This is a genomic window from Streptomyces sp. PKA51, from assembly GCF_057552455.1.
Genome location: NZ_BAAJPZ010000018.1, coordinates 54,674 through 77,179, shown reverse-complemented (window position 1 = coordinate 77,179; position 22,506 = coordinate 54,674). Strand labels below are relative to the sequence as shown.

Genomic DNA, 22,506 nt, shown 5'->3' with positions numbered 1-22,506 from the left:
CCCCGGTGCCACACTCGCGATCATGAACGAGAAACTTCTCCCCGGCAAAGTCACCCTCGTCACCGGCGCCAGCAGCGGTATCGGCGCCGCCGCAGCCCGCGTCTTCGCCCGCGAGGGCGCCGTCGTCGTCCTCGCGGCCCGCCGCGAGGAGCGGCTCGCCGCCCTCGCGGAGGAGCTCCGCGGTGCCGGCGCCGACGCCTCGTACGTCGTCGCGGACGTCATACGCACCGGCGACGCGCGCCGCGCCGTCGAGTTCGCCGTCGAACGCCACGGCCGGCTCGACGCCGCGTTCAACAACGCCGGCACAGGCGGCGACCGCACGCCGTTGCACCTCATGGACGACGACGTCTACGACGGCATCATGGACACCAACGTCCGCGGCGTGTGGAACTGCCTGCGCCACGAGATCGCCGCGATGCTGGCGACCGGCGGCGGCAGCATCGTCAACAACAGCAGTGTCGGCGGCCTGGTGGCCATCCCCGCCGCCGCGCCGTACGTCGCCGCCAAGCACGCCGTGGTGGGCCTGACGCGGGCCGCGGCCGACGAGTACGCCCGGCAGGGCATCCGGGTCAACGCCGTGGCCCCCGGCACCACCCGCAGCGAGATCACGGCCGACTGGTTCGGGCGCAACCCGGGCCTGGAGGAGATGGTCAACGCGATGACGCCGCAGGGGCGCACCGCGGCCCCGGAGGAGATCGCGGAGGCGGCGGCCTGGCTGCTCAGCGACCGTTCCCCGTTCCTGACGGGCGTCGTGATGCCGGTGGACGGCGGTTTCGTCAACCAGTGACGGCCGGCCTGCGGCCGCCGGTGCGGCGGCGGTCGGGGCGGCTCGCGGAAAGAAGACGCGTCCCCGCCCGCCGCACCGGGAATTCTCCCGCCCCACGGACCGTACGATTTCGGAATTCCGGGTACCACCGGGCAGGACATGAGGAGGGGGATTCCATGGCCCAGCAGGAGCGCGCCAGGCGCACCCGGCTCGCCATTCTCGAGGCCGCCGGAACCGTCTTCGACGAGTGCGGCTACGAGGCGGCGACGATTTCCCAGATCCTGGCCCTCGCCGATGTGACCAGGGGGGCGCTGTACTTCCATTTCAGTTCCAAGGAGGACCTGGCGCGGGGCGTGCTCGACCTGGCGGTGACGACGGAAGGGGTCGTTCCGCAGCAGTTCAAGCTCCAGGAACTGGCCGACGCCTCCCTGTTGCTGGCGGACCGGCTGCCGAAGGAGCCCATGCTCAGGGCCGCGCTGCGGCTGTCGGTGGACCAGCGGGCCCGGGCGCTGTTCGGTACGCGCTGGCCGGACTGGATCGGCGTGGCGGAGGGGCTGCTGGCGGAGGCCAAGGAGCGCGGCGAGGTCCTGGCGCACGTGGACCCGCACGAGACGGCCCGCCTGCTGGTGGCGTCGTGGACGGGCGTGCAGCTGATGGCCGAGGCGGTGCCGCAGCGCGAGGACCTCGTGCACGAGATCTCCCTGCTCTACCAGCTGCTGCTGCCCAACATCGCCGTCCCGGCGGTGCTGGCCCGGCTGGACATCGCACCCGATCGCCCGGACCGGCTGCGGCAGCAGCAGGCGCGCTCCTGACACGCCACCAATCATTGGCCAGACTTTCACCCGCTGAAACCGATCGTATGGTTTATTAACAGTAGTCACCCGCGGTGCCTTCGCACCCGCTTCGGGTGCATTTCCGCCCGCCCGGCCACGGGCTCGAACGCTGCGAACAGCGCTCGGCGGATCGACATGCTCGCGCAGGACGCAGGTCCGGCATGACGGTGGGGGGATGCGATGACAACCGATCAGGTGATCGACGACATCGGCGCGGTCCTCTTCGACTCGCTGCCCCGCAGCGACCAGCGCCTGCGCGCCCAGCAGTACGTCCGCGGGCTGCTGACCGCCGAGGGCCGCAAGACCCTGCGCAACATCGCCGAGCAGATCGGCGGCACGACGGCCCGGCAGAGCGTGCACCACTTCATCAGCGATTCGTCATGGGACTGGCGGCCGGTACGGCAGTCGCTGGCCGCCCACGTCGAGGCGCTCCTGCGGCCGCGGGCCTGGGTGGTGCGGCCCACCGTCATCCCGAAGGCGGGCGTGCACTCGGTGGGCGTCGAGCCCCGGTTCGTACCGGCCACCGGGCAGACGGTCAACAGCCAGCAGGCGTACGGCGCCTGGCTCGTCGGAAGCCACGCCGTCCCGGCCGACTGGCGATTACAGCTGACCGAGAGCTGGCTGGCCGACGCCGGGCGCAGGAAGCGCGCGAGCATCCCCGAATCGGTGAACACCGCCACCGCCGAGGCGTGCGTACGGCAGCTGATGCCGGCCTCCGGGGCCGGGCCGCAGCGCCTGCCGGTGGTGGTGAGCGTGCCCGGGCTGGACGTCGCCGCGTGCGCCCGGCACCTCGAAGGCGTCCCCGGTCCCCTGCTCTTCCGCGTCGACCCCGGAACCCGGCTGCGGCCCGACGGGGCCGTCCTGCAGGCGTACAGCGACCGCACCACGACCGCCGGACAACTCGCCGAGGCGGCAGGGCGCTTACGGCGCCCGGCGGAGTGGACGCGCACCCGCGACGAACGGGGCGAGACCCTGGCCACGACGCTGCCGGTGCACCTGCCCGCGCCGGCACGGGAGCAGGCCGCGAGCCGCTTCGACGGTGCGGCCCGCAGGCCGCTGCGGCTGGTGGCCGAGTGGTCCGGCGACGACCGGCGACGGCCGCGCCTGTGGCTGACGGACTCCGCCGATCTGCCGCTGGGCACCCTGCTGCGGCTGACCCGGCTGACGGACACCGCCGACCGCGACGCCGCGCGGATCGCCGACGCGGTGGGCATGCGCGACTTCGTGGGCCGCTCCTACCAGGGCTGGCACCGGCACGTCACGCTCGCCTCCGTGGCCCACCTGGCCGTCGTCCTGGCGGGCACGGCGGCCTTCCCGGCCACCCGCCCGCAGCAGGAGGACCGGCCGGCGGGGCCCGCCGGCCACGTCGCCTGAGGTCTCCTCGGCGGTCAGCCCACCGGGTTCAGCTCGTGGAAGCCGCGCTGGTAGTACACCAGCGGCTCGCCCTCGCCGTCCTGCGCGTGGTGCACCTCGCCGATGAGGATCAGGTGGTCACCACCCGGAATACGACGCTCCGTCCGACACTCGAGGCGCGCCAGCGCCCCCGGCAGCAGCGGCAGCCCACGGGAGGAGAGCTGCACGTCCGTACCGGCGAACTTGTCCGCGCCCTTGCTGGCGAAACGCCCGGCGAGGTCCTGCTGCCCCTGGGCCAGCAGATGCACCACGAACCCCTCCGACTGCCGGAACGCCTCGAAGCAGTTGGCCCGGTTGTCCAGGCACACCAGAACGAGCGCGGGGTCGAGCGACACGGAGGAGAAGGCGCTGGCCGTGAAACCGTGGCCGCGCCCCTGGGCGTCGCTGGTGGTCACCACGGTGACGCCGCTGGCCCAGCGGGAGAGAGCAGCGCGGAACAGGTCGGGGGAGATCGTCTCTGTGAGCACGCCCCCAGCCTGTGCGCAGGTGCTCGAGGCCGGATCCAGGGTGGCGCGATGCGCCCGCCGGGAGCCGCTCGAGGTGTGATCGAGACCGGATCGAGGGCTTTTCCCAATAAAAATACTTACCGTCCGGTAACCTGACACTCTTGGGTTCTCTCGGTAGGAATCCTCACCCCGTGTGCCTAGTGTCTGAATCACCCTTTCAGGTGATCGGCGCAGGGGGTCATCGGCAGCGCCGGGAACAGGAGTGTGCACAGTGAGGTTCAACCTCATCGGGCCGTTCGAAATAGTCGCCGACGACGGCAGGACGTACGTACCGAGCACCCCGAAGGTCTGCCAGGCCCTGGCGCTCCTGCTGACCCGGCCGGGCGAGATCGTCACCGCCGACGCGCTCATCCAGGAACTGTGGGGCCAGAAGCCGCCCCGCAGCGCCCTGACCACGCTGCAGACGTACATCTACCACGCACGGCGGATGTTCGTGAGCGAGGAGCTGGCCCCCGCGGGCCGTACGCTCCTGATCACGCGCGCCCCCGGGTACGTCGTCCAGGTCGACGACGACGAGGTCGACATCAAGGTCTTCGAGCGGCTCGTCGCCCGCGGCCACGCCGAACTGCAGGACGGCGACCCCGAGACCGCCGTCGTGCACCTCAACCAGGCGCTCGGGCTGTGGCGCGGCCCGGTGCTCTCCAGCATCCCCTCCGGCGACCTGCTCGCCGGCTCCATCGCCCACCTCGACGAACTGCGCATCCGGGCCCTCGAACTGCGCATCGAGGGCCAAGGCCGGCTCGGCCGGCAGCGCGAGTCCATCCCCGAGCTGCGGCTGCTCGTGCACGCCTACCCGCTCAACGAGTGGTTCCACGGCCAGCTCATCTCCGCCCTGCACAGCGCCGGGCGGCGGGCCGAGGCCCTCAAGGCGTACCAGAACCTCTACCGCATCCTCGACGAGGAACTCGGCCTGGAGCCCTCGCCCGAACTGCAGCGCCTGCAGCACGAGGTGCTCAACCCCGAGCCGGATTACCGGGCCATGACCGCGGGTTGATCACCGGAAGTGAGCTCCTCAGTAGCGTTCCGTACCGATAGCCGGAACGACGAGGAGCCCCCGCATGGCCGTGAACGGCGACCTTGCATCCGTCCTGGATGCGGTCAAGAGCATCGTCCCCACTCTCCGCAAGAACGGCCGGGAGGCCGAGGAACGCCGCTGGATCCCCGAGGAGAACATCACCCTCCTCGAGGAGGCCGGCGTCTTCCGCATGGCCGTGCCGCAGCGCTTCGGCGGGCTGGACCTGCCGCTGGCCGACCAGACCAAGGTCATAGCCGAGATCGCCCGCGGCTGCCCGTCCACCGGCTGGCTCACCATGGTGTGGGTGAGCAGCACCTGGGCCGCCACCCTCTACCCGGACAAGGCCCAGGAGGAGATCTTCGCGGACCGCGACACCCGCGTCTCCATCGTCTTCGCCCCCACCGGCACCCTCACCCCCACCGAGGGCGGCTACCTGCTCAACGGCACCTACCGCTTCAACTCCGGCTGCCGCGGCGCCCACTGGAACTTCACCGCCGCCGTCCTCGAGGAAGCCGACGGCTCCCACCGCGAGGTGATGGCCATCGTCCCGATGGACAAGATGACCATCGCCGACGACTGGCACGTCTCCGCCGGCGCCGGCACCGGCAGCTCCACCACCACCGCCGAGAACGTCTTCATCCCCGCCCACCACATCGTCGACTACGGCGAGGTCATGGTCTGTGCGACCGGCGACCGCTCCAACACCGGCGCCACCGGCCGCAACTACGGCCTGCTGGCCTTCATCCTCGCCGAGGTGACGGCGGTCTTCCTCGGCATCGCGCAGGGTGCCTACGAGCTGTTCCTGGAGCGCCTCCCCGGCCGCGGCATCACCTACACCAACTGGACCGACCAGAAGCAGCACCCCCTCACCCAGATCCAGGTCGCCACCGCCCGCAACAAGATCGACGCGGCCGAGGCGCTGTCGGAGCGCTGGCTGGAGGTGCTGCAGCGGCGCGCCGACGCCGGTGAGCAGCCCACCGACGAGGAGAAGGCGATCGTGCGCGGGCAGACCGCGTTCGCCACGCAGCTCGCCAAGGAGGCCGTGGAGATCCTCTTCGACGCCAGCGGCGGTTCGGTCATCCAGCGCAGCGTCGACCTGCAGCGCTTCCACCGCGACATCCAGGGCTTCGCCCTGCACGCCCTCGTGCAGCAGGCCGCCAACCTGGAGGTGCAGGGCCGCATCCTGCTCGGCATGGACCCCGACACCGAGTTCCTGTAGGCCGCGTCCGGCGGGTCTTCGGTGCCCCGAAGGGGCGCGGGGCGTTGTCGATCTGCGGCTGCCGCCGCGTGCGCGCGACAAGCCACGCCGCGCCCGCAGAGGGGGTGCCGCGCTGCGCCCCGGCGCTTCGACTGCGGGCCGTCGCCCCAGGCCGCGATCCGCACGGGCCACGATCCGCACGGGCCACGGGTGAGGGCCCGGATCGCCGGGATGGCGGTCCGGGCCCTCGGCCGTCGGCCGTCAGCAGGCGGCAGGCGGCAGCCTGTGGGTCAGCGGACGGTGCCGTCCCAGCGCCAGTTCGTACGCCGCGGCAGCCCGGGCAGGGCGATGCGGCCCGTGCACCACAGCAGGGTCTGCGCCGGGGCGTGACCGGTGGGGGCGTCCCGGAAGAGGCGCTCGACCACCGGCGCGCACAGCTCGTCCGACGGCGTCCAGTCGATGCCGTGCGCCAGGGCGAGGTCGCGGCCGTGCACCACCAGCTCCAGAACGCCCATCGCGGCGAAACCGGGGCCGTCGGAGTGACCGTAGGGGTGCCAGGCGCGCACCTCCGGCTTCGCGTCGCGCACGGTGGTGGCCAGAAGGGTGCCGGCGATGCGGATGCCTTCGAGTGCGGCCGGGATCGGGGCCTGGGGGTCGATCGAGGAGAACAGGGTGATGTAGCGGTCCTGCGGCTGGGCGATGAGCAGGCCGGCGTAGCCGACGACGCCGAGCGCGATGTGCGAGAGCGTCTCGCGGCAGCTCCACTCCAGCTCCCCCGCGCGTCCGTCCCAGTTCCGGTCGGCGGCCTTCTCCAGCACGCTGGTGACGTCGGTTGCGGCGGTGGTCACGAGGTCGGGCCAAGAAATCGTCATGCGACGGATGGTGCCACACGGAATTAACACCTCCGCCCAATCCCCGCACATCACAGGGCTTTTCGGCCGCAATACTCACCACGGGGTAAGCGACCGCCCATCGGGCGGGAATCGCACGGTAATCGGGCGGTAATCGGCGGCGCGTTACCGGCGCATGACCTCCAACTGTCCATATATGCACCGGCCATCAGTATGGTTGCCCGGGCAACCTAACGACGAGGAGCCGGAATTGGCCGCCAACGACAGGCTCGCATCCGTATTGGACGCGGTGAAAAGCATCGTCCCCATTCTCCGCAAGAATGGCCTCGACGCCGAGGACCGGCGCTGGATCCCCGACGAGAACATCGAGCTTCTCGAAAAGGCCGGCGTCTTCCGCATGGCCGTGCCCGAGCGTTTCGGCGGCCTCGACCTGTCGCTCGCCGAGCAGGCCAAGGTCATATCCGAGATCGCCCGCGGCTGCCCGTCCACCGGCTGGGTGACCATGGTGTGGTCCTCCAGCGTGTGGACGGCCACCCTCTACCCGGACAAGGCCCAGGAGGAGATCTTCGCCGACGGCACCGTCCGCATCTCCAGCGCCTTCGCCCCCACCGGCACCGTGGTGCCCACCGAGGGCGGCTACATCCTCAACGGCTCCTGGAAGTTCAACTCCGGCTGCCAGGGCGCCCACTGGAACTTCACCGCCGCGATGATCGAGCACCCCGACGGCTCGCACGGCGAGGTCATGGTCGTCGTGCCGATGAGCGACCTGAGCATCACGGACGACTGGTACGTCTCGGCCGGCACCGCCACCGGCAGCGCCACGACCACCGCCAAGGACGTCTTCGTCCCCGCACACCACGTGGTCACCTTCGAGGAGGTCATGGTCAGCGCGACCGGCAACCGCTCCAACACCGGTGCCACCGGCCGCAACTACGGCCTGCTGAGCATGGTCATGGCCGAGTGCGCCGCCGTCTTCCTCGGCATCGCGCAGGGTGCGTACGAGCTGTTCCTGGAGCGCCTCCCCGGCCGCGGCATCACCTACACCAACTGGACCGACCAGAAGCAGCACCCGCTCACCCAGATCCAGGTCGCCACCGCCCGCAACAAGATCGACGCCGCCGAGGCACTGTCGCAGCGCTGGCTGCAGGTCCTGCAGGCCCGCGCCGACGCCGGCGAGCAGCCCACCGACGAGGAGAAGGCCATCGTCCGCGGCCAGACGGGCTTCGCGGCCCAGCTGGCCAAGGAGGCCGTGGAGATCCTCTACAACGCCAGCGGCGGCTCGGTCATCCAGCGCAGCGTCGACCTGCAGCGCTTCCACCGCGACATCCAGGGCTTCGCCCTGCACGCCCTGGCCGCACCCCATGTCAACCTCGAACTCCAGGGGCGTGTCCTGCTCGGCCTGGAGCCGGACACCGAGTTCCTGTAGGCCACACCCACCCCGCGACCGGGAATGTCCCGATCGCTTACACGCCGGTAAGTACCCACTTCAAAGTGGGTACTTGTGGCACCCGAATGACGTCCGTCAACCTACGAGTAGTGAGCGCCGGTCGCAGCGATCGCCCGGGCCTGATCCGCACCCCAGGCGCCCTATCCGTAGCGAAATCATGTGCACTGGAGGATTCCCATGGGCGACAACCGCGCCCCGGTGACCGTCATCGGCCTCGGCCTGATGGGGCAGGCGCTTGCCGCCGCGTTCCTCAAGGCGGGTCACCCCACCACCGTATGGAACCGCTCGGCCGACAAGGCCGACAAGCTCGTCTCGGAGGGCGCCGTCCTCGCCGCCACCCCGGCCGAGGCCGTCGCCGCGAGCGACCTGCTCGTCGTGTGCGTCTCCACCTACGACGTCATGGACAACGTCCTGGACGGCCTCGACGAGGCCCTGAAGGGCAAGGTCCTGGTCAACCTGACCTCCGGCTCCTCGGACCAGGCCCGCTCCGCCGCCGACCGCTTCGGCAAGCTCGGCGTGCAGTACCTCGACGGCGTCATCATGATCACCCCGCCCGGCATCGGCGCCGACACCTCGGTGCTCTTCTACGCCGGTGACGAGGAGGTCTTCAAGACCCACGAGCCCACCCTCAAGCTCCTCGGCGGCGGCACCACCTACCTCGGCGCCGACTACGGCATGCCGGCCCTGTACGACGTCTCGCTGCTCGGCCTGATGTGGGGCACCTTCAACGCCTTCCTCCACGGCGTGGCCGTCGTCGGCACCGCCGACGTCTCCGCCAAGACGTACCTGCCGTGGGCCCACATGTGGCTCGACGCCATCAAGATGTTCACCACCGACTACGCCAACCAGATCGACGCGGGCGACGGCGAGTTCCCCGCCAACGACGCCACCCTCGAGACCCACCTCGAAGCCCTCAAGCACCTCGTCCACGAGAGCGAGGCGCTGGGCGTGGACGTCGAGCTGCCGAAGTACTCGCAGAACCTGATGGAGAAGATCATCTCCCAGGGCCACGCGAAGAACAGCTACGCCGCCATGATCAAGGCGTTCCAGAAGCCGTCCGCATAACCTCCCGGCTTCCCCTCCCCCGGGGCCGGTCCGCGCACCCCCGTCGCGGACCGGCCCCGCTTTGTACATTCACCGGTAGGGCCTGCCCCACCCCCGGCCCGGGGGGCCGTCGGAGTGCCGCCGTACGCCCGCACATGATCGGCTGGGCCGCACAGCAATCGCGCGAACAGGGGCGGACGGGTGAAGGCACGGATCGGATACGCCGCGTGGGTCGTGGGGGTGGCGCAGTTCTTCGCCTTCCACGGGATCGTCCAGTCGGCATGGGCACAGCCCTACAGCTGGGCCCGCAACAACATCAGCGACCTGGGCAACGCCCACTGCGCCCTCCAGCCGGATCCCACCCCGCGCTACATCTGCTCCCCCGAACACGCCCTCATGAACACCTCGTTCATCACCCTGGGCGCCCTCATCGCCGCCGGCGCCCTCCTCACCGGCCCCCTGTGGCGCACGACCGCGACCGCCCGCACCGCCCGCTGCCTCCTGGCCGCCGGCGGCGCCGGCTTCGTCCTGGCCGGCCTGGCCCCCGCCGACGTCAACGAGAACCAGCACGCCCTCGGCGCCCTCCTCGTCATGGGCGCGGGCAACCTCGGCCTCCTCCTGGCCGGATCCGCCCTGTCCGACACCGCCCCCACCCTGCTGCGCCGCACCGCCGGCCTCCTGGGCGCCACGGCACTCGCCGCCTTCGCCCTCTTCCTCTCCGACCACTACCTCGGCCTCGGCATGGGCGGCATGGAACGCCTGGCGGCCTTCCCCCTCCTGTTGTGGACCCTGGCAGCAGGCACGACCGGCCTGCTGCGGCGCCGCCACCACTGAACGAAAAAGCCCGGCTCGGACAAGGTCCGAGCCGGGCTTCAAACGAGCCGCCTTCGGGATTCGAACCCGAGACCTACGCATTACGAGTTGTCCGATCTTGGTCCGGGACCGTCCACGCGTGTCCTCGGGACTTGAATGTGCGCAGGTCAGGCCGTAGGCAAACGCCCAGGGACCTGCTTGGACTGCTCTGGAAAACGCCACGAGTGAGACCGCGACTGAGACCACCGACGTTGCACCAGACTGCCTCCAACTTCCCGGCACAGCGGGCCCATTGTCAGTGCCGGCCTCTATGGTCCTTAGCAGGCCTGCCGAGTGGAGGAGGACCCCATGGCCGAGGAGCCTCACAGGAAGTACGACAACACCACCATTGCCGCGCTCATGACCCTAGCGCGGGGCGGCTGCTACGCCCCCCGCTGCGGAGCACCGACGGTGCGCATCATCGACGGCAAGCCCGTCCTCAACTTGGACATCGCCCACATCCGCGCTCTGAAAGCGGGTGGGAAGCGGTACGACCCCTCGTGGAGCGTGGAAGACAGGAACAGCTTCGCCAACCTGCTTCTGCTGTGCAACGTGCACCATAAGCGAGTAGACGGCGTGGACGGCGAGAAGTACACCGTTGACATTCTTGAGGGATGGAAGCGTGTTCGCGAAGCCGAGGGCCAGGACGCCCTTGCAGGGCTGAGCGGCCTGACCGAGGCCCGACTGGTCGCGATGATCCAAGAAGCGCAGGAACAGTACGTCGATCGGCTTGCTCCGGTACTGGGCACTCTCGCGGACCGGGTGCCGGAGTTGTCGTCCCTCCTCAAGGTCCTCAAGTCGGACCTTGAGCGCATGCAGGGACGTGCGCCTGGTGTTTCAGAGGACACGGCCTGGATGGTTTACGAGGCCAGCCGAAACCTGGCGCATCTGCAGGACAACGCGCCGCTGCTGATGGACGCGGGAGACGACCTCGCGCACCTGCAAGACAACGTCCACTTGCTAGCCTCCGCCACTCGGGCCTTGATGCGCGTGGCAGACCTGCCAGCTTCCCTCAACGACGCAGCCGACAACATCCGGAGTGCTGCGGCCTCCCTCTCGGACGCGAGGAGGTACTGAGGAAGGCAAGAGCCCGCCCCCCAGTGCCATCAGGTCGCGATCAGCCGTCACCCGCTGGGAGCCCCGATGGTTGCGTCAACCGTGGGGGTCTTCCCTGCCCCGGACTCCTGAGGGACGCCTATGCGAAGCTGGACTCAGCTGAGGCATGAGCGAGCCTCGGATCCAGGAAGGGGAGCCCGGTGCAGCAGGCCAGCCCGCGAGGCACGTACCTGCAGATCACAGAGTCCCTCCGTCAGCAGATCAAGGCGGGGAAGATCAGTGAGGTCCTGCCCTCGGAGGCTGAGCTCATGGGCCTCTACGGGGTGGGTCGGTCGACCGTTGGGCGGGCCCTGCGGGCCCTGAAGTCCGAGGGCGTGATCGAATCCGTGCAGGGCGCCGGCTGGTATGTGACGGGCACGGGGGACCGGCGGCCGCTGGTCGACAAGGTGGTGGACCTGCTGCGCGCCGACGGGGTGGCGGTGGGAGACCTCTTTCCCTCGGAGAACGAGCTGTGCCAGCGCTTCGGGGTATCGCGTACAGCTGTGCGGTCCGCCATTGCGCAGCTCGAAGGGCGCGGGCTCATCGAGATGGGTGCAAACCGCCGACGGCAGGTGCGAGCCCTGCCCGACGAACTGAGCACCCCCTAACCTTGGGAACCATGGGTCTTACCGAGCAGGCTCACCGCCTCGCCGAATCGCTCCTGTCCGAGCCGCTTCCGCGGCGCTGGGCACACTCGCAGGGCGTGGCCGAACGGGCCCGTTCACTGGCGGGGGTGCTCGGAGATGACGCCGCCCTCATGGAGGCCGCTGCGATCCTGCACGACATCGGCTACTCGCCGCAGGTCGCCTCCACGGGCTTCCACCCCCTCGACGGAGCCCGCTTCCTCCGAGGCGTCGAAGGCATGGACGAGCGAGTGGTCCGCCTCGTGGCGCACCACTCCTGCGCGCTCTTGGAGGCCGAGGAGCGTGGGCTTCGCGAAGAACTAGAGGCCGAGTTCGAAGTTGAGCGGGCCGACTTGGTCGACGCGCTCCTGTTCTGCGACATGACGACAACGCCGGATGGCACCCCCACCTCGTCCGAGGCGCGCGTCGCCGAGATCGTGGACCGGTATGGGCCGGACACCATCGTCGGGCGGTTCATCCAGCGCGCCGCCCCGGAGATCCATGCAGCGGTTCACCGCGTGGAGGAGCGGTTGACTGCACAGGAATCGGTCGGCTAGCCGATATAGGGGGTCCGTCGCGACTCGTCGAGTCCGTGCGAGATCCGCAACCGCATCGACGGGTGTATGTCGAGCTTGTCGAGGTCCGAAGGGGAAACCCATCGGACCTCCTTCGACTCCGAGCTGGTGCGCAACTCCCCGCCTACCGGGCGGGCATGGAAGCAGATGGAGAACTGCTGCCGGACCTCTCCGTCGTCGTACGCCATGACGTGCTCCGGGTCCGTGTAAAGCCCGACGATGTCCTCGACGACAACGGAGATTCCGGTCTCTTCCTCGACCTCCCGGACGACGGTCTGAGCGATGCTTTCCCCTACATCGTGGCCGCCACCGGGCAGCGCCCAGAGGTTGTTGTCGGTCTTGTGGATGAGCAGGATGTTGCCCTCGCCGTCTCGTACCACGGCGGTCACGGATGGCACCACAGAGTTGGCTCGGGGGGCGTTCGGGTCGCGGAAGTAGTCGATACGGCTCATGCGCTTGCACCTTCGTAGTCTGTGGGTGACGTGATCGTACGAGCGGACTCCCATACCCGCTCGAAGCTCTCGGCGTACGTGTCGAAGAGCTCGCCCCCGGGGACGCGCTGGAGATGAAGAACGGGCGCCATGTAGGCGCCCATCCCGTAGACGTGGCCGTTGGCCAGGAGCTCGTCGTCCGAGCGATAGATCGAGTTGTAAAGCGTCGTTCCGTGGAGCCGGAACTCCACCTTGGGCAGGTGGAAGAGTGGAGCGTAGTTGAGTAACGCGTTCCGGATCTTGGCTGCCATGGCAGACCCTATGCCTTCGTCGTCCCCCCGAACTGCAACGGCTTCACTGTTGGGGTCGCCCATCAGGAAGCGCACGGGAACGCCGGCGGCTGACTTGTCGCGCACCAGTCGGTGGAACCTGGGGTCTTCCGTGAGCCAGAACCCCGAGTACACGAGCACGTCGAAGTGCGTCGTCGCGTCCGCGTAGAGCTTCGTCCATGCTTCCGGCGGGACGACGGAGCGATGCGGATAGATCTTCAAGACCTCCGAGTCGCTGGACTCAGTCACCTCCTCGGACGTCCGTTCGTCCGGCCAGAGGTATGACACATCCCGCCTCACCATGGAGGCCAAGGCGTACTGGAACCGCCGGTAGGGCTTGCGCTTCGGTTCGGAGATCCAGCGCTCCACCGTCTTCGGTGAAACGCCAAGTCGTGCTGCTACCTGCTCGTACGTGAGGCCAGCTGCCACGATCGCCCCACGCAGGCGTTCGTTCGCCATGCGTCCTCCACCCCTGGGACGTCCTGGGGACGACTTCGACTGTAGCGAGTCGTGTGCAAGTCGTACACGTGCGGAGTCAAACGTCCCGCGCGGCGTTGCCATGCTGGTCGTGCTCCTGATCCAGGGCAGCGGGTCCCGCAACAGAAACCAAGGGGTTGACGACGCGGAAGCCGACTGTCATGGTGAGAGACATGTAATACATGCATCGCTTCGGCGGTGTGCGAGACCGCTTGCGCCCGGAGGGCCCGTGAAACGGCGCGAAGGAAGCGACCGTTCCTTGAGAACTCAATAGCGATCATGCGGGGCTGACGCGGAAGCGGCGGTCACGGTAGGTGCCTACGGCGAGGGCCTGGGGGCAAACCACCGCGATGAACGTCCCTTCCCCCTACGCACTTGGCAGGTGCCACCCATTCCGGGTGCGGGAAGTACAGCGGGGCCCCATGCATGTGGCGAGATGAGACAGATCGCCCCCGTGACGACCGGGTGAAGTCGTCCAGCGGCACGCCAAAGGCCCCGAGGGGCCGCCGCCTGCTGGCGTCAGAGCAGTGACGATGACGCACCCGATCCCGGGCTCGGGACCGGCTGGCCACGGCAACGGCCAGTGTCTGGTGAAGCCCCTGCACTCTCTTCCGCAGCGTCGCGCTGCGGCCGGTTGCCTCCTCCGCTCGTCCAGACCGATCGACTTCGGTCGGACGAGCGGGGTTGAGGGAAGCCAGAGTTCCCCCGGTTCACGATGCGGCGCGGCCCCGGTGGTGCAACACCGGGGCCGCTGTCGGGCCGTTCCTGCTGAAGGGAGCACGACCCATGCAGTTCATCTTGCCCGATCAGCCCAGGGTCTTACCGGACCTGGAGCCGACCGACGCGGAGCTCGACGCCATCGAGGCGGAGCTGCCCGTCATCCTCGCCGAGGTCGAGGTACTCGACGCCTCGATCCCGCTGCTCGACCGCCCCGCGGGGCCGCTGGACGTCCGGCGGCTGCGCCGGGCCCGCCGGCGGCTGCTCGACGCGCGAGTGGCGTTGGCCAACCAGGCTGCCGCGGCCATGGAGGTGGGCGCATGACCACTCACCTTCCCGAGACGCCGCCCATTTGGCTGGCCCTGCTGCTGGCCGACCTGCGAGCGTGCCAGGCCCGGCCGGAGCTCGCGGAACAGCGGCACCAGTTCCTCGACCTCGACCCCCACCTCGTGCGGGACGACTACACCCACCCCGCCTCCTCCGAGGTCGGCGTCGGCGGCGGGGAGGTGGAGCCGTGAACGAGGTCTTCACCGCCCTGGCCGCGGTGGTGCCGGTGGCCGGCTGGTCGCTGCACACCGCGATCTTGCACCGCCGGATCGAGCGGGCCCGCCGCGACCCCCTCACCGGACTGCCCGGTCGCGAGGTGTTCCAGCGCATCGCCCTCAAGATGACGCGCCAGCCGGACGCGGTCGTGGTGCTGGTGGACCTGGACCGGTTCAAGGAGCTCAACGACACCTACGGCCACAGCGCCGGGGACTGCGCTCTGGCCACCAGCGCCGCGCGCCTGGCCGGGTGGGCCGACCAGCGCGGGGGGCACGCCGGGCGCTTGGGCGGAGACGAGTTCGCTGCCGTCATCCGCTGCCCCGACGACCTGGTGGCCGCCTTGCGCGGGTTGCACCGGTCGTTGTGCCGGCCGGTCTCTTACTGCGGCTACGCGCTGCAGGTGAGGGCGTCCATCGGTGCGTACTTCGCGGAGGCGCTGCCCGCGGTGCCGCTGGAGCGCGCGCTGCGGCGTGCGGATGAGGCGATGTACGAGGCCAAGCGCGCCGGTGGCGGCTGGCGGATCGCCGAGACCCCCACCCCCGTCATGACGTCCACCAACGGGCGCCGCACCGGCCGCCCGGGTGCTGCTTTCCCGGGAGGTTCCCGATGAGCACGTGGCACATCAACTCCGACCAGCCCAACGGCCAGCTGATCTACACCCGTCAGCCGGAACCGGCGGGCTGGGGCCAGAACGGTCTGGGCACCTACGACTACCTGGCCTTCGATGATGCGACCTTGCGCCGCTTCATCGCCGTGCACGAGGCGGGGCACGCCGTGCTCCACTTCGCCTTCGGCATGCCGGTGGCGGAGATGCAGGTGACCAACCACCTGGGCAAGGAGCCCGGTGACGGGCCTGCGGCCTGGGTCAAGCCGGGAACGGGCAAGTGGACCGTGTCCTACATGGCCTACCTGGCGATGCTGGCGGCCGGGGAGCGGGCCCAGGACCGGTGGATGCGCGAGCAGGGCCTGTGGACCCCGGAGCGTGCCTGGGCTGCCGAACGCGGCGCGGGCAGCGACCGGCAGCAGGCCGCCGAGGCGCTCAAGGAGCACTGCGACCGGGAGCTGCACTACGGCACGTCGTCCGGGCCCACCGGTGTGCAGTATCACCGGGTGCAGGCGGTGGCCGACTCGGCCCTATCCCACCTGTGGGACCGGCTCCTGCCGCTGGCGGCCGCCCTCGACGAGCACGGCCACCTCACCGGCCGGCAGGCCGCCGTCTTCGCCGACATGAGCACGGTCGCTGTCCCCTGCGAGGAATGGGTGGCGGCAGCGTGATGGCCCCGCCGTCTGGGCGGGAGGCGGTGCCGTGACGTACCGGTACCGCACCGTCGACCAGCAGATCGAGGCCCTGGAGCGCCTGCAGCTGGGTCTGACGCGGGTGCTCGTTGCGGTCGCGGTGGTGGCTTTGGCGTTCACGGCGACGAACGTGACGGCATTTGCCAGCGATCACCACATCTCCCCGTGGATCGCCTGGTTGCTCGATCCCATGGTGGCCGTTGCCCTGGGAGCCGTCCTGATCGTTGACGGGCGGCTGATGGAGCACGGGGTCACCCCCTCAGGGTGGGCCTGCGGTCTGCGGTGGTTCGCCGGCGGCGGCACGTGGCTGATGAACTGCTGGTCGTCTCTGTGGCCGGCCGGAAGCGGCTTCGGTGTCCCCCGGCACGTCGACCCCGCGGGACTTGTCCTCCACTCCGTCCCCCCGGTCCTGTTGATCGTTCTCGCCGAAGCCATCACCCATTACCGGCGTGCGATCCTGGCGCGAATCGCCTACCTCCGCGACCAGGTGAACACCGACACCCCCGTGGTGGACGACACCGGCGTCCACCGTCCCGCTCCACCACCGTCCACCTCCGCCGCGCCGCCCGTCCCGGCCCCGGCAAAACAGCTCGCGCTGTACCGGGAACGGCTGGTCATCTGTGGTGGCCGCCAGGTGTATCCCCTCACCGTCCCCCCGCACTCCACCGACGCCCACGGTGAGCCGCCGGAGGCGCCGCGGCTGGACGCGGAAGACGCCCTGCGCGTGATCCGTGCCTGCTGGGAGCGGGGGGAGACGATCGCGGTGGCCGCCAGGAAATCCACCCGGTCCACCTCCTATGTCCACAAGGTCTACAAGCACCTGACCGACACCACGCCGGCATCCGACAACGGCGCTCCTTGCGACCGAGCTGCCGACGAGGTGGCGGTGGCTTGACCTCGTCGCCCCATCACTTCCCCCCGGCTTCGGCGCCCGCTCCACCGAGGAGCGGGCGCCGGGCCGGTTCCGCGCCAGTCGACTCGAAGAGGAGGTCATCGTGACCACCGTCATATGGGCTCAGATCGGAGGGGGATGACATGTACCCCCTGTCGAACTTGCGTCGCTTCGCCTTCCCCATCGCCGGGACCGCCGGCGGCGCCACCGCCGCCCAGTTCGCGCAGGACCTGGCCGACGCCCACGTGCCGTTCTTGACGGCGCTGGCGTGCTGCCTGGCCGTCTTCGCCACCTCCTACACGGCGGTGCGCTGGGTCATCGAGCTGCTGTGCGGCACCACCCACCGCTGTCGCGCGGCCGGTTGCTCCTTCCGTGTCCGGGTGACCGGCACCGACCCGGGCGAGAGCCGTCGGTGGCAGGAGATCGCCGCTGCCCACCCCACCCACGACCGCATGCACCACTGACCGCCGGAGGAACCCGTGACCACGAGTAATCCCGCCGGGGTGGAGGGGGTGTACATGTACGTCCTGACCCTGGCCGGGCCCACCCCGCGGGCCGGGACCGCTACTTGGGCCGGGGTCGTGATGTGGCACGCCGGAGCCACCCGGCTCGGACTCCTGCAGGAGCTCATCAAGCAGGCGGCCCAGCGACACCACGAGTACGCCCAGGCCCCGGTCCTCTTCTTCTCGCTGGAGCCCAACCAGCTCTGAACTCCCGTACGGCGCCCCCGGCATGGCCCTGAGAAAGCTGCCGGGGGCGCCTCTCCCTTGAAAGGAGGCCCCCAGCATGACGGATATCGTCTCCGAACCGACAGTGCCACCGTTGGCCGTTCCCGACCCTGCACCTCCGCCGCCGGAGCCCGACCGCGGCCCGGAGCTGCAGCACACCCCCGGCGGTATCCCCGCCGTCCCCCTTGCGCTGTCCGCGGCCAACAGCACGGTGGCGCTGGTGGGTAGTGCGGCCCTGATCGGTGGGCCGGTGGCCGCGGCCCTCGCCGCGGCCAGCACGGCCGCTGTTGCGGCCGTCGGGGCTACACGAGCAAGCCGTCCGCAGCGCCAGCCGCGTGGGCAGGCGGCCAAGGGCAGCAACGGGTACTCGTCCCGCACAGCACGAGCCGCGACCGCCGGTAGGCGGGGACGGGCGGGAGCAGGGTCTATCCCTGTCCAGCGCCGTGCCCGGTCCGGTGGGGCGCCTGCAGGGGCTGGTTCCGGGCGGCGCCTGGGCGGCCGTTCCGGCCGTGGCCGCTCGGCCGCTCGCTCAGCGCTGGGAGCTACGGGTCTGAGCGGCGCGGTACGGGCTGCGGCCAGCCGCCGCTCGGCCGCCGCGCAAACGGCCGGGACCACACCTGTCGGCCGCGGAAGGAGCGCGGCCCGTCGTGCGTCGACAGGGCGGGGTGTGTCCCTGGTCAAGGGCGGCGGCGGGGCGCGGCCGGGGGCGGCATCGACGCCGCGCTCGGGCGGCCTGGTCGGTGCGCGTTCGGATCGTCGCGCCGGTCGCGCCGGTCGGGTCGGTGGGTTGGGTGGTCGTGTCGGGCAGGTCCGTGCCGCGCGGGCTGCGGCTCGGCGGGCTGCGCCGTCGCGTCGTGAGGCGCGGCGGCAGGGCGCGGCGGCCCGTCGTGCCCGCGGTGATGCGCGCCGTGCTGATGCCGCCCGCCGTACTGCTGCTCGCGCCGCCGCCAAGGGCGCGCCGGGCGGTGCGCTGGCCCGGTTGCGGGCTCGGGCCGGGCGGTTGCGCGACGGGCTGTTGCGGCGGGCGCGTGCGGCGTGGGACCGGCGTACCGAGGGCCAGGTCGCGGCGAAGCAGGCGGCGGTGCGCAAGGCCCCGGCCCGGCGCCGGGCCCGCGCCGCGCTGCGGCGTAGCGCGGCCCGGTTCCACCGGCGTCGGCTGCTGGCCGCGCTGCTGGTCCTGCCCATCGGGCTGCTGAGCCTGTTCACCACCCCGCTGGGCCGGAAGTTCGACCTGCCGTGGCTGATGTACCTGGGCCGCCGCCTGTATCGGCGCCTGGTCGGGGACGCCCGCGCTCAGCGTGAGCAGCGCGATGCCGCGATCCGTAGGGCCCTGGCTGAGGAAGAGGCCGCCATCGACGCCGAGGCGGACGTCGAGGAGATCGGCGACACCGCCGCCCGGCCCGAGCATCCCGTTCCCCGCACCACCACCCCTACCTCCGAGGAGGGTTTTGTGTCCGGGTTCAACTTCGAAGAGCACGCGGCGGAGATGGAGCAGGCCGCCTCCTCCTACGACCCTGACGGCTGCATGGAGATCCTCGCCATGGTCGAGGCCCTCCCGACCGCGCTGCAGTCCCTGGCCAACGTCATGCGCATCCTGGCCGAGCGCTCCGACTCCGAGTTCGCGCTGGAGAAGGAGGTGGCCGACGGGTTCCAGCAGATCTACGAGGCCCTGCTCGCGGCCGTGGCCACCGCCGAGGACCTGGGACCGACGTTCCGCCGGGTCCACGAGCAGGACATCGCCCGCCACGAGGAGCCCCGCAACGGGCCGGAGGCCGAGAAGGGCTGGAACGTCTGACCATGAGTGCCAACACCAGCACCCACACCGCGAAGAGCACGGCGCGGTCGGGGCCGGTGCTGGACTGGGCGGCCGGTCACGGACCCGTGACCGGCGCCCTGTCCGCCACCACCGGCGCCCTGGCCGTGGCCACCACCGGCGCGGCCACCGGCATGCCGCCCGCCTGGGCCCTGGCCGCCGGTGCCGCCGGAGCCATCGGTCACACCGCCGCCGGGCTGCGCGCCCGCGCCCTGGGCCGCACCCTGGCCACCCGCGCCGCCGGCTGGCTGCTCGGCTCCGGGTGGACCGCCTGGGCCATGGCCACCAACCCCCTGTCCTGGGCCGCCCTTGGCTCCCTGGCCACGTTCGGCGTGGCGTTCGGCACCGCCACCCGCACTGCCGGGCTGTGGGAGGAAGCCGTCGAGGAGGAGACACAAGCGGCCGCCGCCCGCCAGCTCGCCGCCGAGCTGTCCGCGGAGCGGCGGGCGATCGCGGTGGAGTGGGCCGAGCGCATCCAGCGCGTGTGCGGCGTCGCCCTGCAGCGCGTGGTGGCGGTCGAGCAGTGGACAACCGGCACCGGCTTCACCATCGACGCCGAACTCCCCGCCGGCGGCACCACCTACGACCGCATCGCCAAGGCAGGCCCCCAGCTGGCCGCGGATGCCCGCCTGCCCCACGGCTGCACCGTGGCCGCCGGTCCCGGCATCGACCAAGGCCGCGTCCTGATCGACGTCACCACCGTCAACGTCCTGATCAAGGAAATGCCCTACCCCGCCGACTACGCCCCCGTCTCCCTCCACACCGGCATCCCCTGGGGCCTGCGCACCAACGCCGAGGAGGCGCGCGTCTTCCTGCGGGAGCAGTGCGCACTCGTGGTCGGCCCGACTGGCTCCGGCAAGACCAACATGGTCCACGTCATCTTGGCCGGCTTCGCCCGCGCCACCGACGTGCTCACCTGGGTCATCGACCTCAACGCCGGATCCGCCGGCCTGCCCTGGGCCCGCCCCGCCATCGGCCCCGACGGCCACCTCAGCTCCGACGTGAAGCCCGGCATCGACTGGCTCGCCTCCACCTTCGAGGAAGCCAAGCTGATGCTGGAAACAGCCCTGGCCGTCGGCCTGGAGCGCAAGGTGGCCTACCAGGACCTGATGGCCGCCCACGACACCGACCTGCTGCCCATCACCCCGCAGATCCCCCAGATCATGCTGGTCATCGACGAGGGCGCGGAGATCCTGGTCAGCACCGACAAACAGATGCGCCAGCTCGCGGCCCTCATCCTCAAAGTCATCCGGCTGCTGCGCGCCATGGGCATCCGCACCGTCCTCACCGCCCTCGGCGCCACCGGATCCGTCCTCGGCAACCTGATGATCCGCCGCGAGGCCAAGACCCGCGTCGCCCTGACCGGCGGCGAAGTCGAAGGCATGGACCTCTCCAAGCTCTTCCCCGGACGCCCCGGCCTGCGCGTCGACCAAGCCCCCTACAAGGGCGCCGGCTTCCTCGGCACCCCCGAATCCCCCGCAGCCCTGTTCAAGGCATGGCGGATCCTGCCCAGCCAGATCCGCGAGATCGTCACCGCCACCTCCACCCGCCACCCCACCCTCGACGCGGTCTCCCGCCGCGCCGCCGGCGACACCTACGCCCAGCGCTGGCACCCCGAGCGCACCGCCTGGATGCGCCAGACCCCGGCCAGCACCACCACCGGCCCGGCCCCGGCCGTACCCACCGCGGGGCCGGACAAGCCGGCACTCAATCTCTCCGCCCACCGCCCGGCCCCGCCCGGCGGACAGGACGCGGACGCGCTGGCCGCGGAGTTCATGCGCCAGATCGACCAGCAGTACGGCACCACCACCGAACCCCACGACACCACCGGCACGGGCAGCGGGCAGGCGGCGGACGAGCAAGCGCACGGCCTGAACCTCTCCGCCTTCCGCGACCGCCAGGCAGCCGACGCCGGACCCGGCTGGCTGCCAGAGGGGATCGAGGCCATCAAGGCGGCCGGACCGAACGGCATGAAGCCCTCCGCCGTCGCCGACCACGTCGGCCGCTCCCGCGAAACCGTGCGCGAAGCCCTCAAGCAGGCCGCCCAACGAGGCCAGTTGATCTACCGCGACAACGGGCCCCGCTCGGTCTACATCCACCCCGACCACGCCTGAGAGCCGTCACTTACTGCTACCGCCTACTGCCTACCGCCAACCCTGGCAGTAGGCACTAACCCTGCCCCTCTACCGCCCAACGGCACTGCCACCTGCCTGTTTGGCACTGGCAGTAGGCAGTAGGCACTAGGCAGTACGACCACTCAACGTAACCGTCGCCACCAGCCCCGGAAGGGCTTCACCATGGCCATCACCGTCTCCGCCGTGGTCCTCCTCGGCCTGCTGACCCTCTTCCTGCTTCGCGCCCGCTACGTCACCCCCGGCGTCGCACTCGTCCTGATCCTCTTCGGCCTCTTCCTCGCCGACACCGGCGCCGCCCGCCCCCTGCGCGCCTTCTGCACCGCCCTCGTCCACGCCACCACCAACATCGCCGCGTAGGACCCCGCCATGAGCAACCACCCGAACCTGCTCACCACCCACCAGCCCCTACCGCCCTGGACCGCCCACCCCACGGCGTACCAGGCACCGCACCCGCCGATGACCGTGCAGCAGCTGCCCCCGGGCGTCCAGGTGGTCACCCTGCCCGACGGCACCCGCACCCTCGCCTACGCCCAACCCCCCACCACCCCGGCACCCCCAGTGGTGCAGCAGCCCATCCCGACATGGGCCAAGACCACCGCCCTCCTCGCGCCGACCGTCGGAGGCGGCATCACCGCCGCCGGCATCGGCCTCTCCTACGTCGCCCCGGGACTCACCGCCATGAGCCACCTCCTGTGGCCCGTCGTCGCCCTCATCGGCATCTGCCCGATCGCCGCCGCGGCCCTCCTGCGCGCCGCCCGCAGCCGCACCGACAACGAGCCGACCACGCCGCCGCACATCACCAACATCACCGCGACCGGCATGTTCGGCCGCGCCAACGGCACCATCAACCACCGCTGAGGAGATCGCATGCCTCGCCGCACCCTGCCCCGGCTGCGCCTCCAGCGCGCCACCTGGCCCCGCCCCGCC

At 70.7% G+C, this 22,506-nt stretch carries 26 protein-coding genes; 22 read left to right on the top strand and 4 right to left on the bottom strand.

Annotation, left to right across the window (positions count from 1 at the left end; genetic code table 11):
• Positions 1-22: 22 nt before the first annotated feature.
• The 3 genes from AC27L3_RS23460 to AC27L3_RS23450 all read left to right on the top strand — a co-directional run bounded on the left by AC27L3_RS23460 (position 23) and on the right by AC27L3_RS23450 (position 2,973).
• Positions 23-787 (top strand): glucose 1-dehydrogenase, encoded by a 765-nt coding sequence (locus AC27L3_RS23460; protein ID WP_487236026.1) that lies wholly within the window; start codon positions 23-25, stop codon positions 785-787.
• A 155-nt stretch (positions 788-942) separates the two neighbouring features.
• On the top strand, positions 943-1,578 hold the full coding sequence (locus AC27L3_RS23455; protein ID WP_487236025.1) for a ScbR family autoregulator-binding transcription factor: 636 nt from the start codon (positions 943-945) through the stop codon (positions 1,576-1,578).
• A gap of 201 nt (positions 1,579-1,779) precedes the next feature.
• Positions 1,780-2,973, top strand: coding sequence for an IS701 family transposase (locus AC27L3_RS23450; RefSeq protein ID WP_487236024.1), 1,194 nt, complete (start codon positions 1,780-1,782; stop codon positions 2,971-2,973).
• A gap of 14 nt (positions 2,974-2,987) precedes the next feature.
• On the opposite strand, the gene AC27L3_RS23445 is transcribed toward AC27L3_RS23450, so the two are convergent.
• Positions 2,988-3,479 carry a flavin reductase family protein gene (locus AC27L3_RS23445; protein ID WP_344433248.1) on the bottom strand — a complete coding sequence of 164 codons (492 nt, stop codon included), beginning with the start codon at positions 3,477-3,479 and terminating at the stop codon, positions 2,988-2,990.
• Positions 3,480-3,729: 250 nt separating this feature from the next.
• Between AC27L3_RS23445 and AC27L3_RS23440 the strand changes: the two genes are divergently transcribed.
• Positions 3,730-4,512 (top strand): AfsR/SARP family transcriptional regulator, encoded by a 783-nt coding sequence (locus tag AC27L3_RS23440; RefSeq protein ID WP_365969445.1) that lies wholly within the window; start codon positions 3,730-3,732, stop codon positions 4,510-4,512.
• A 64-nt stretch (positions 4,513-4,576) separates the two neighbouring features.
• Complete coding sequence (locus AC27L3_RS23435; protein WP_487236023.1) at positions 4,577-5,752, top strand: acyl-CoA dehydrogenase family protein; 1,176 nt, start codon at positions 4,577-4,579, stop codon at positions 5,750-5,752.
• Positions 5,753-6,021: 269 nt separating this feature from the next.
• On the opposite strand, the gene AC27L3_RS23430 is transcribed toward AC27L3_RS23435, so the two are convergent.
• Entirely contained in the window at positions 6,022-6,603 is a 582-nt protein-coding gene (locus AC27L3_RS23430; RefSeq protein WP_487236022.1) for a maleylpyruvate isomerase N-terminal domain-containing protein, read from the bottom strand.
• Positions 6,604-6,832: 229 nt separating this feature from the next.
• Here AC27L3_RS23430 and AC27L3_RS23425 point away from each other — a divergent pair, with 229 nt between their 5' ends.
• The 6 genes from AC27L3_RS23425 (at position 6,833) to AC27L3_RS23400 (ending at position 12,200) form a co-directional block, all read left to right on the top strand.
• On the top strand, positions 6,833-8,008 hold the full coding sequence (locus AC27L3_RS23425) for an acyl-CoA dehydrogenase family protein (protein WP_487236021.1): 1,176 nt from the start codon (positions 6,833-6,835) through the stop codon (positions 8,006-8,008).
• Between the two features lie 198 nt (positions 8,009-8,206).
• Entirely contained in the window at positions 8,207-9,094 is an 888-nt protein-coding gene (locus AC27L3_RS23420) for an NAD(P)-dependent oxidoreductase (RefSeq protein WP_487236020.1), read from the top strand.
• A 180-nt stretch (positions 9,095-9,274) separates the two neighbouring features.
• The gene (locus AC27L3_RS23415; RefSeq protein ID WP_487236019.1) at positions 9,275-9,907 is read left to right on the top strand and encodes a DUF998 domain-containing protein; all 633 of its coding nucleotides are present in this window, start codon (positions 9,275-9,277) and stop codon (positions 9,905-9,907) included.
• Between the two features lie 327 nt (positions 9,908-10,234).
• On the top strand, positions 10,235-11,002 hold the full coding sequence (locus tag AC27L3_RS23410) for a hypothetical protein (protein ID WP_487236018.1): 768 nt from the start codon (positions 10,235-10,237) through the stop codon (positions 11,000-11,002).
• Between the two features lie 179 nt (positions 11,003-11,181).
• Positions 11,182-11,628: a FadR/GntR family transcriptional regulator gene (locus AC27L3_RS23405; protein WP_487236017.1), complete on the top strand. Its 447-nt coding sequence runs from the start codon at positions 11,182-11,184 to the stop codon at positions 11,626-11,628.
• Between the two features lie 11 nt (positions 11,629-11,639).
• A complete protein-coding gene (locus tag AC27L3_RS23400; protein ID WP_487236016.1) occupies positions 11,640-12,200 on the top strand; it encodes an HD domain-containing protein in 561 nt (186 codons plus the stop codon).
• Here the strand turns inward: AC27L3_RS23400 and AC27L3_RS23395 are convergent.
• Together AC27L3_RS23395 and AC27L3_RS23390 are read right to left on the bottom strand one after the other, a co-directional pair.
• Positions 12,197-12,670 (bottom strand): NUDIX hydrolase, encoded by a 474-nt coding sequence (locus tag AC27L3_RS23395; protein WP_487236015.1) that lies wholly within the window; start codon positions 12,668-12,670, stop codon positions 12,197-12,199. The genes AC27L3_RS23400 and AC27L3_RS23395 overlap by 4 nt on opposite strands.
• Positions 12,667-13,437, bottom strand: coding sequence for a helix-turn-helix transcriptional regulator (locus AC27L3_RS23390; protein ID WP_487236014.1), 771 nt, complete (start codon positions 13,435-13,437; stop codon positions 12,667-12,669). Before AC27L3_RS23390 ends, AC27L3_RS23395 begins: the two co-directional genes overlap by 4 nt.
• 804 nt (positions 13,438-14,241) lie before the next feature.
• Between AC27L3_RS23390 and AC27L3_RS23385 the strand changes: the two genes are divergently transcribed.
• The 11 genes from AC27L3_RS23385 to AC27L3_RS23335 all read left to right on the top strand — a co-directional run bounded on the left by AC27L3_RS23385 (position 14,242) and on the right by AC27L3_RS23335 (position 22,437).
• Positions 14,242-14,496 carry a DUF6284 family protein gene (locus AC27L3_RS23385; protein WP_487236013.1) on the top strand — a complete coding sequence of 85 codons (255 nt, stop codon included), beginning with the start codon at positions 14,242-14,244 and terminating at the stop codon, positions 14,494-14,496.
• Positions 14,493-14,690, top strand: coding sequence for a hypothetical protein (locus tag AC27L3_RS23380; RefSeq protein ID WP_487236012.1), 198 nt, complete (start codon positions 14,493-14,495; stop codon positions 14,688-14,690). The genes AC27L3_RS23385 and AC27L3_RS23380 overlap by 4 nt, the downstream gene beginning before the upstream one ends.
• A complete protein-coding gene (locus AC27L3_RS23375; RefSeq protein ID WP_487236011.1) occupies positions 14,687-15,325 on the top strand; it encodes a GGDEF domain-containing protein in 639 nt (212 codons plus the stop codon). Before AC27L3_RS23380 ends, AC27L3_RS23375 begins: the two co-directional genes overlap by 4 nt.
• Complete coding sequence (locus AC27L3_RS23370; RefSeq protein WP_487236010.1) at positions 15,322-15,990, top strand: hypothetical protein; 669 nt, start codon at positions 15,322-15,324, stop codon at positions 15,988-15,990. Before AC27L3_RS23375 ends, AC27L3_RS23370 begins: the two co-directional genes overlap by 4 nt.
• Positions 15,991-16,021: 31 nt before the next feature.
• Positions 16,022-16,906, top strand: coding sequence for a hypothetical protein (locus tag AC27L3_RS23365; RefSeq protein WP_487236009.1), 885 nt, complete (start codon positions 16,022-16,024; stop codon positions 16,904-16,906).
• Positions 16,907-17,046: 140 nt separating this feature from the next.
• On the top strand, positions 17,047-17,367 hold the full coding sequence (locus AC27L3_RS23360) for a hypothetical protein (RefSeq protein WP_487236008.1): 321 nt from the start codon (positions 17,047-17,049) through the stop codon (positions 17,365-17,367).
• 15 nt (positions 17,368-17,382) lie between these two features.
• Positions 17,383-17,613 carry a hypothetical protein gene (locus tag AC27L3_RS23355; protein ID WP_487236007.1) on the top strand — a complete coding sequence of 77 codons (231 nt, stop codon included), beginning with the start codon at positions 17,383-17,385 and terminating at the stop codon, positions 17,611-17,613.
• 997 nt (positions 17,614-18,610) lie between these two features.
• Entirely contained in the window at positions 18,611-19,426 is an 816-nt protein-coding gene (locus AC27L3_RS23350; protein WP_487236006.1) for a hypothetical protein, read from the top strand.
• 2 nt (positions 19,427-19,428) lie between these two features.
• Positions 19,429-21,558: a hypothetical protein gene (locus tag AC27L3_RS23345; protein ID WP_487236005.1), complete on the top strand. Its 2,130-nt coding sequence runs from the start codon at positions 19,429-19,431 to the stop codon at positions 21,556-21,558.
• A gap of 183 nt (positions 21,559-21,741) precedes the next feature.
• Entirely contained in the window at positions 21,742-21,936 is a 195-nt protein-coding gene (locus AC27L3_RS23340; protein ID WP_487236004.1) for a hypothetical protein, read from the top strand.
• Between the two features lie 9 nt (positions 21,937-21,945).
• The gene (locus tag AC27L3_RS23335) at positions 21,946-22,437 is read left to right on the top strand and encodes a hypothetical protein (RefSeq protein WP_487236003.1); all 492 of its coding nucleotides are present in this window, start codon (positions 21,946-21,948) and stop codon (positions 22,435-22,437) included.
• Positions 22,438-22,506: the final 69 nt, after the last annotated feature.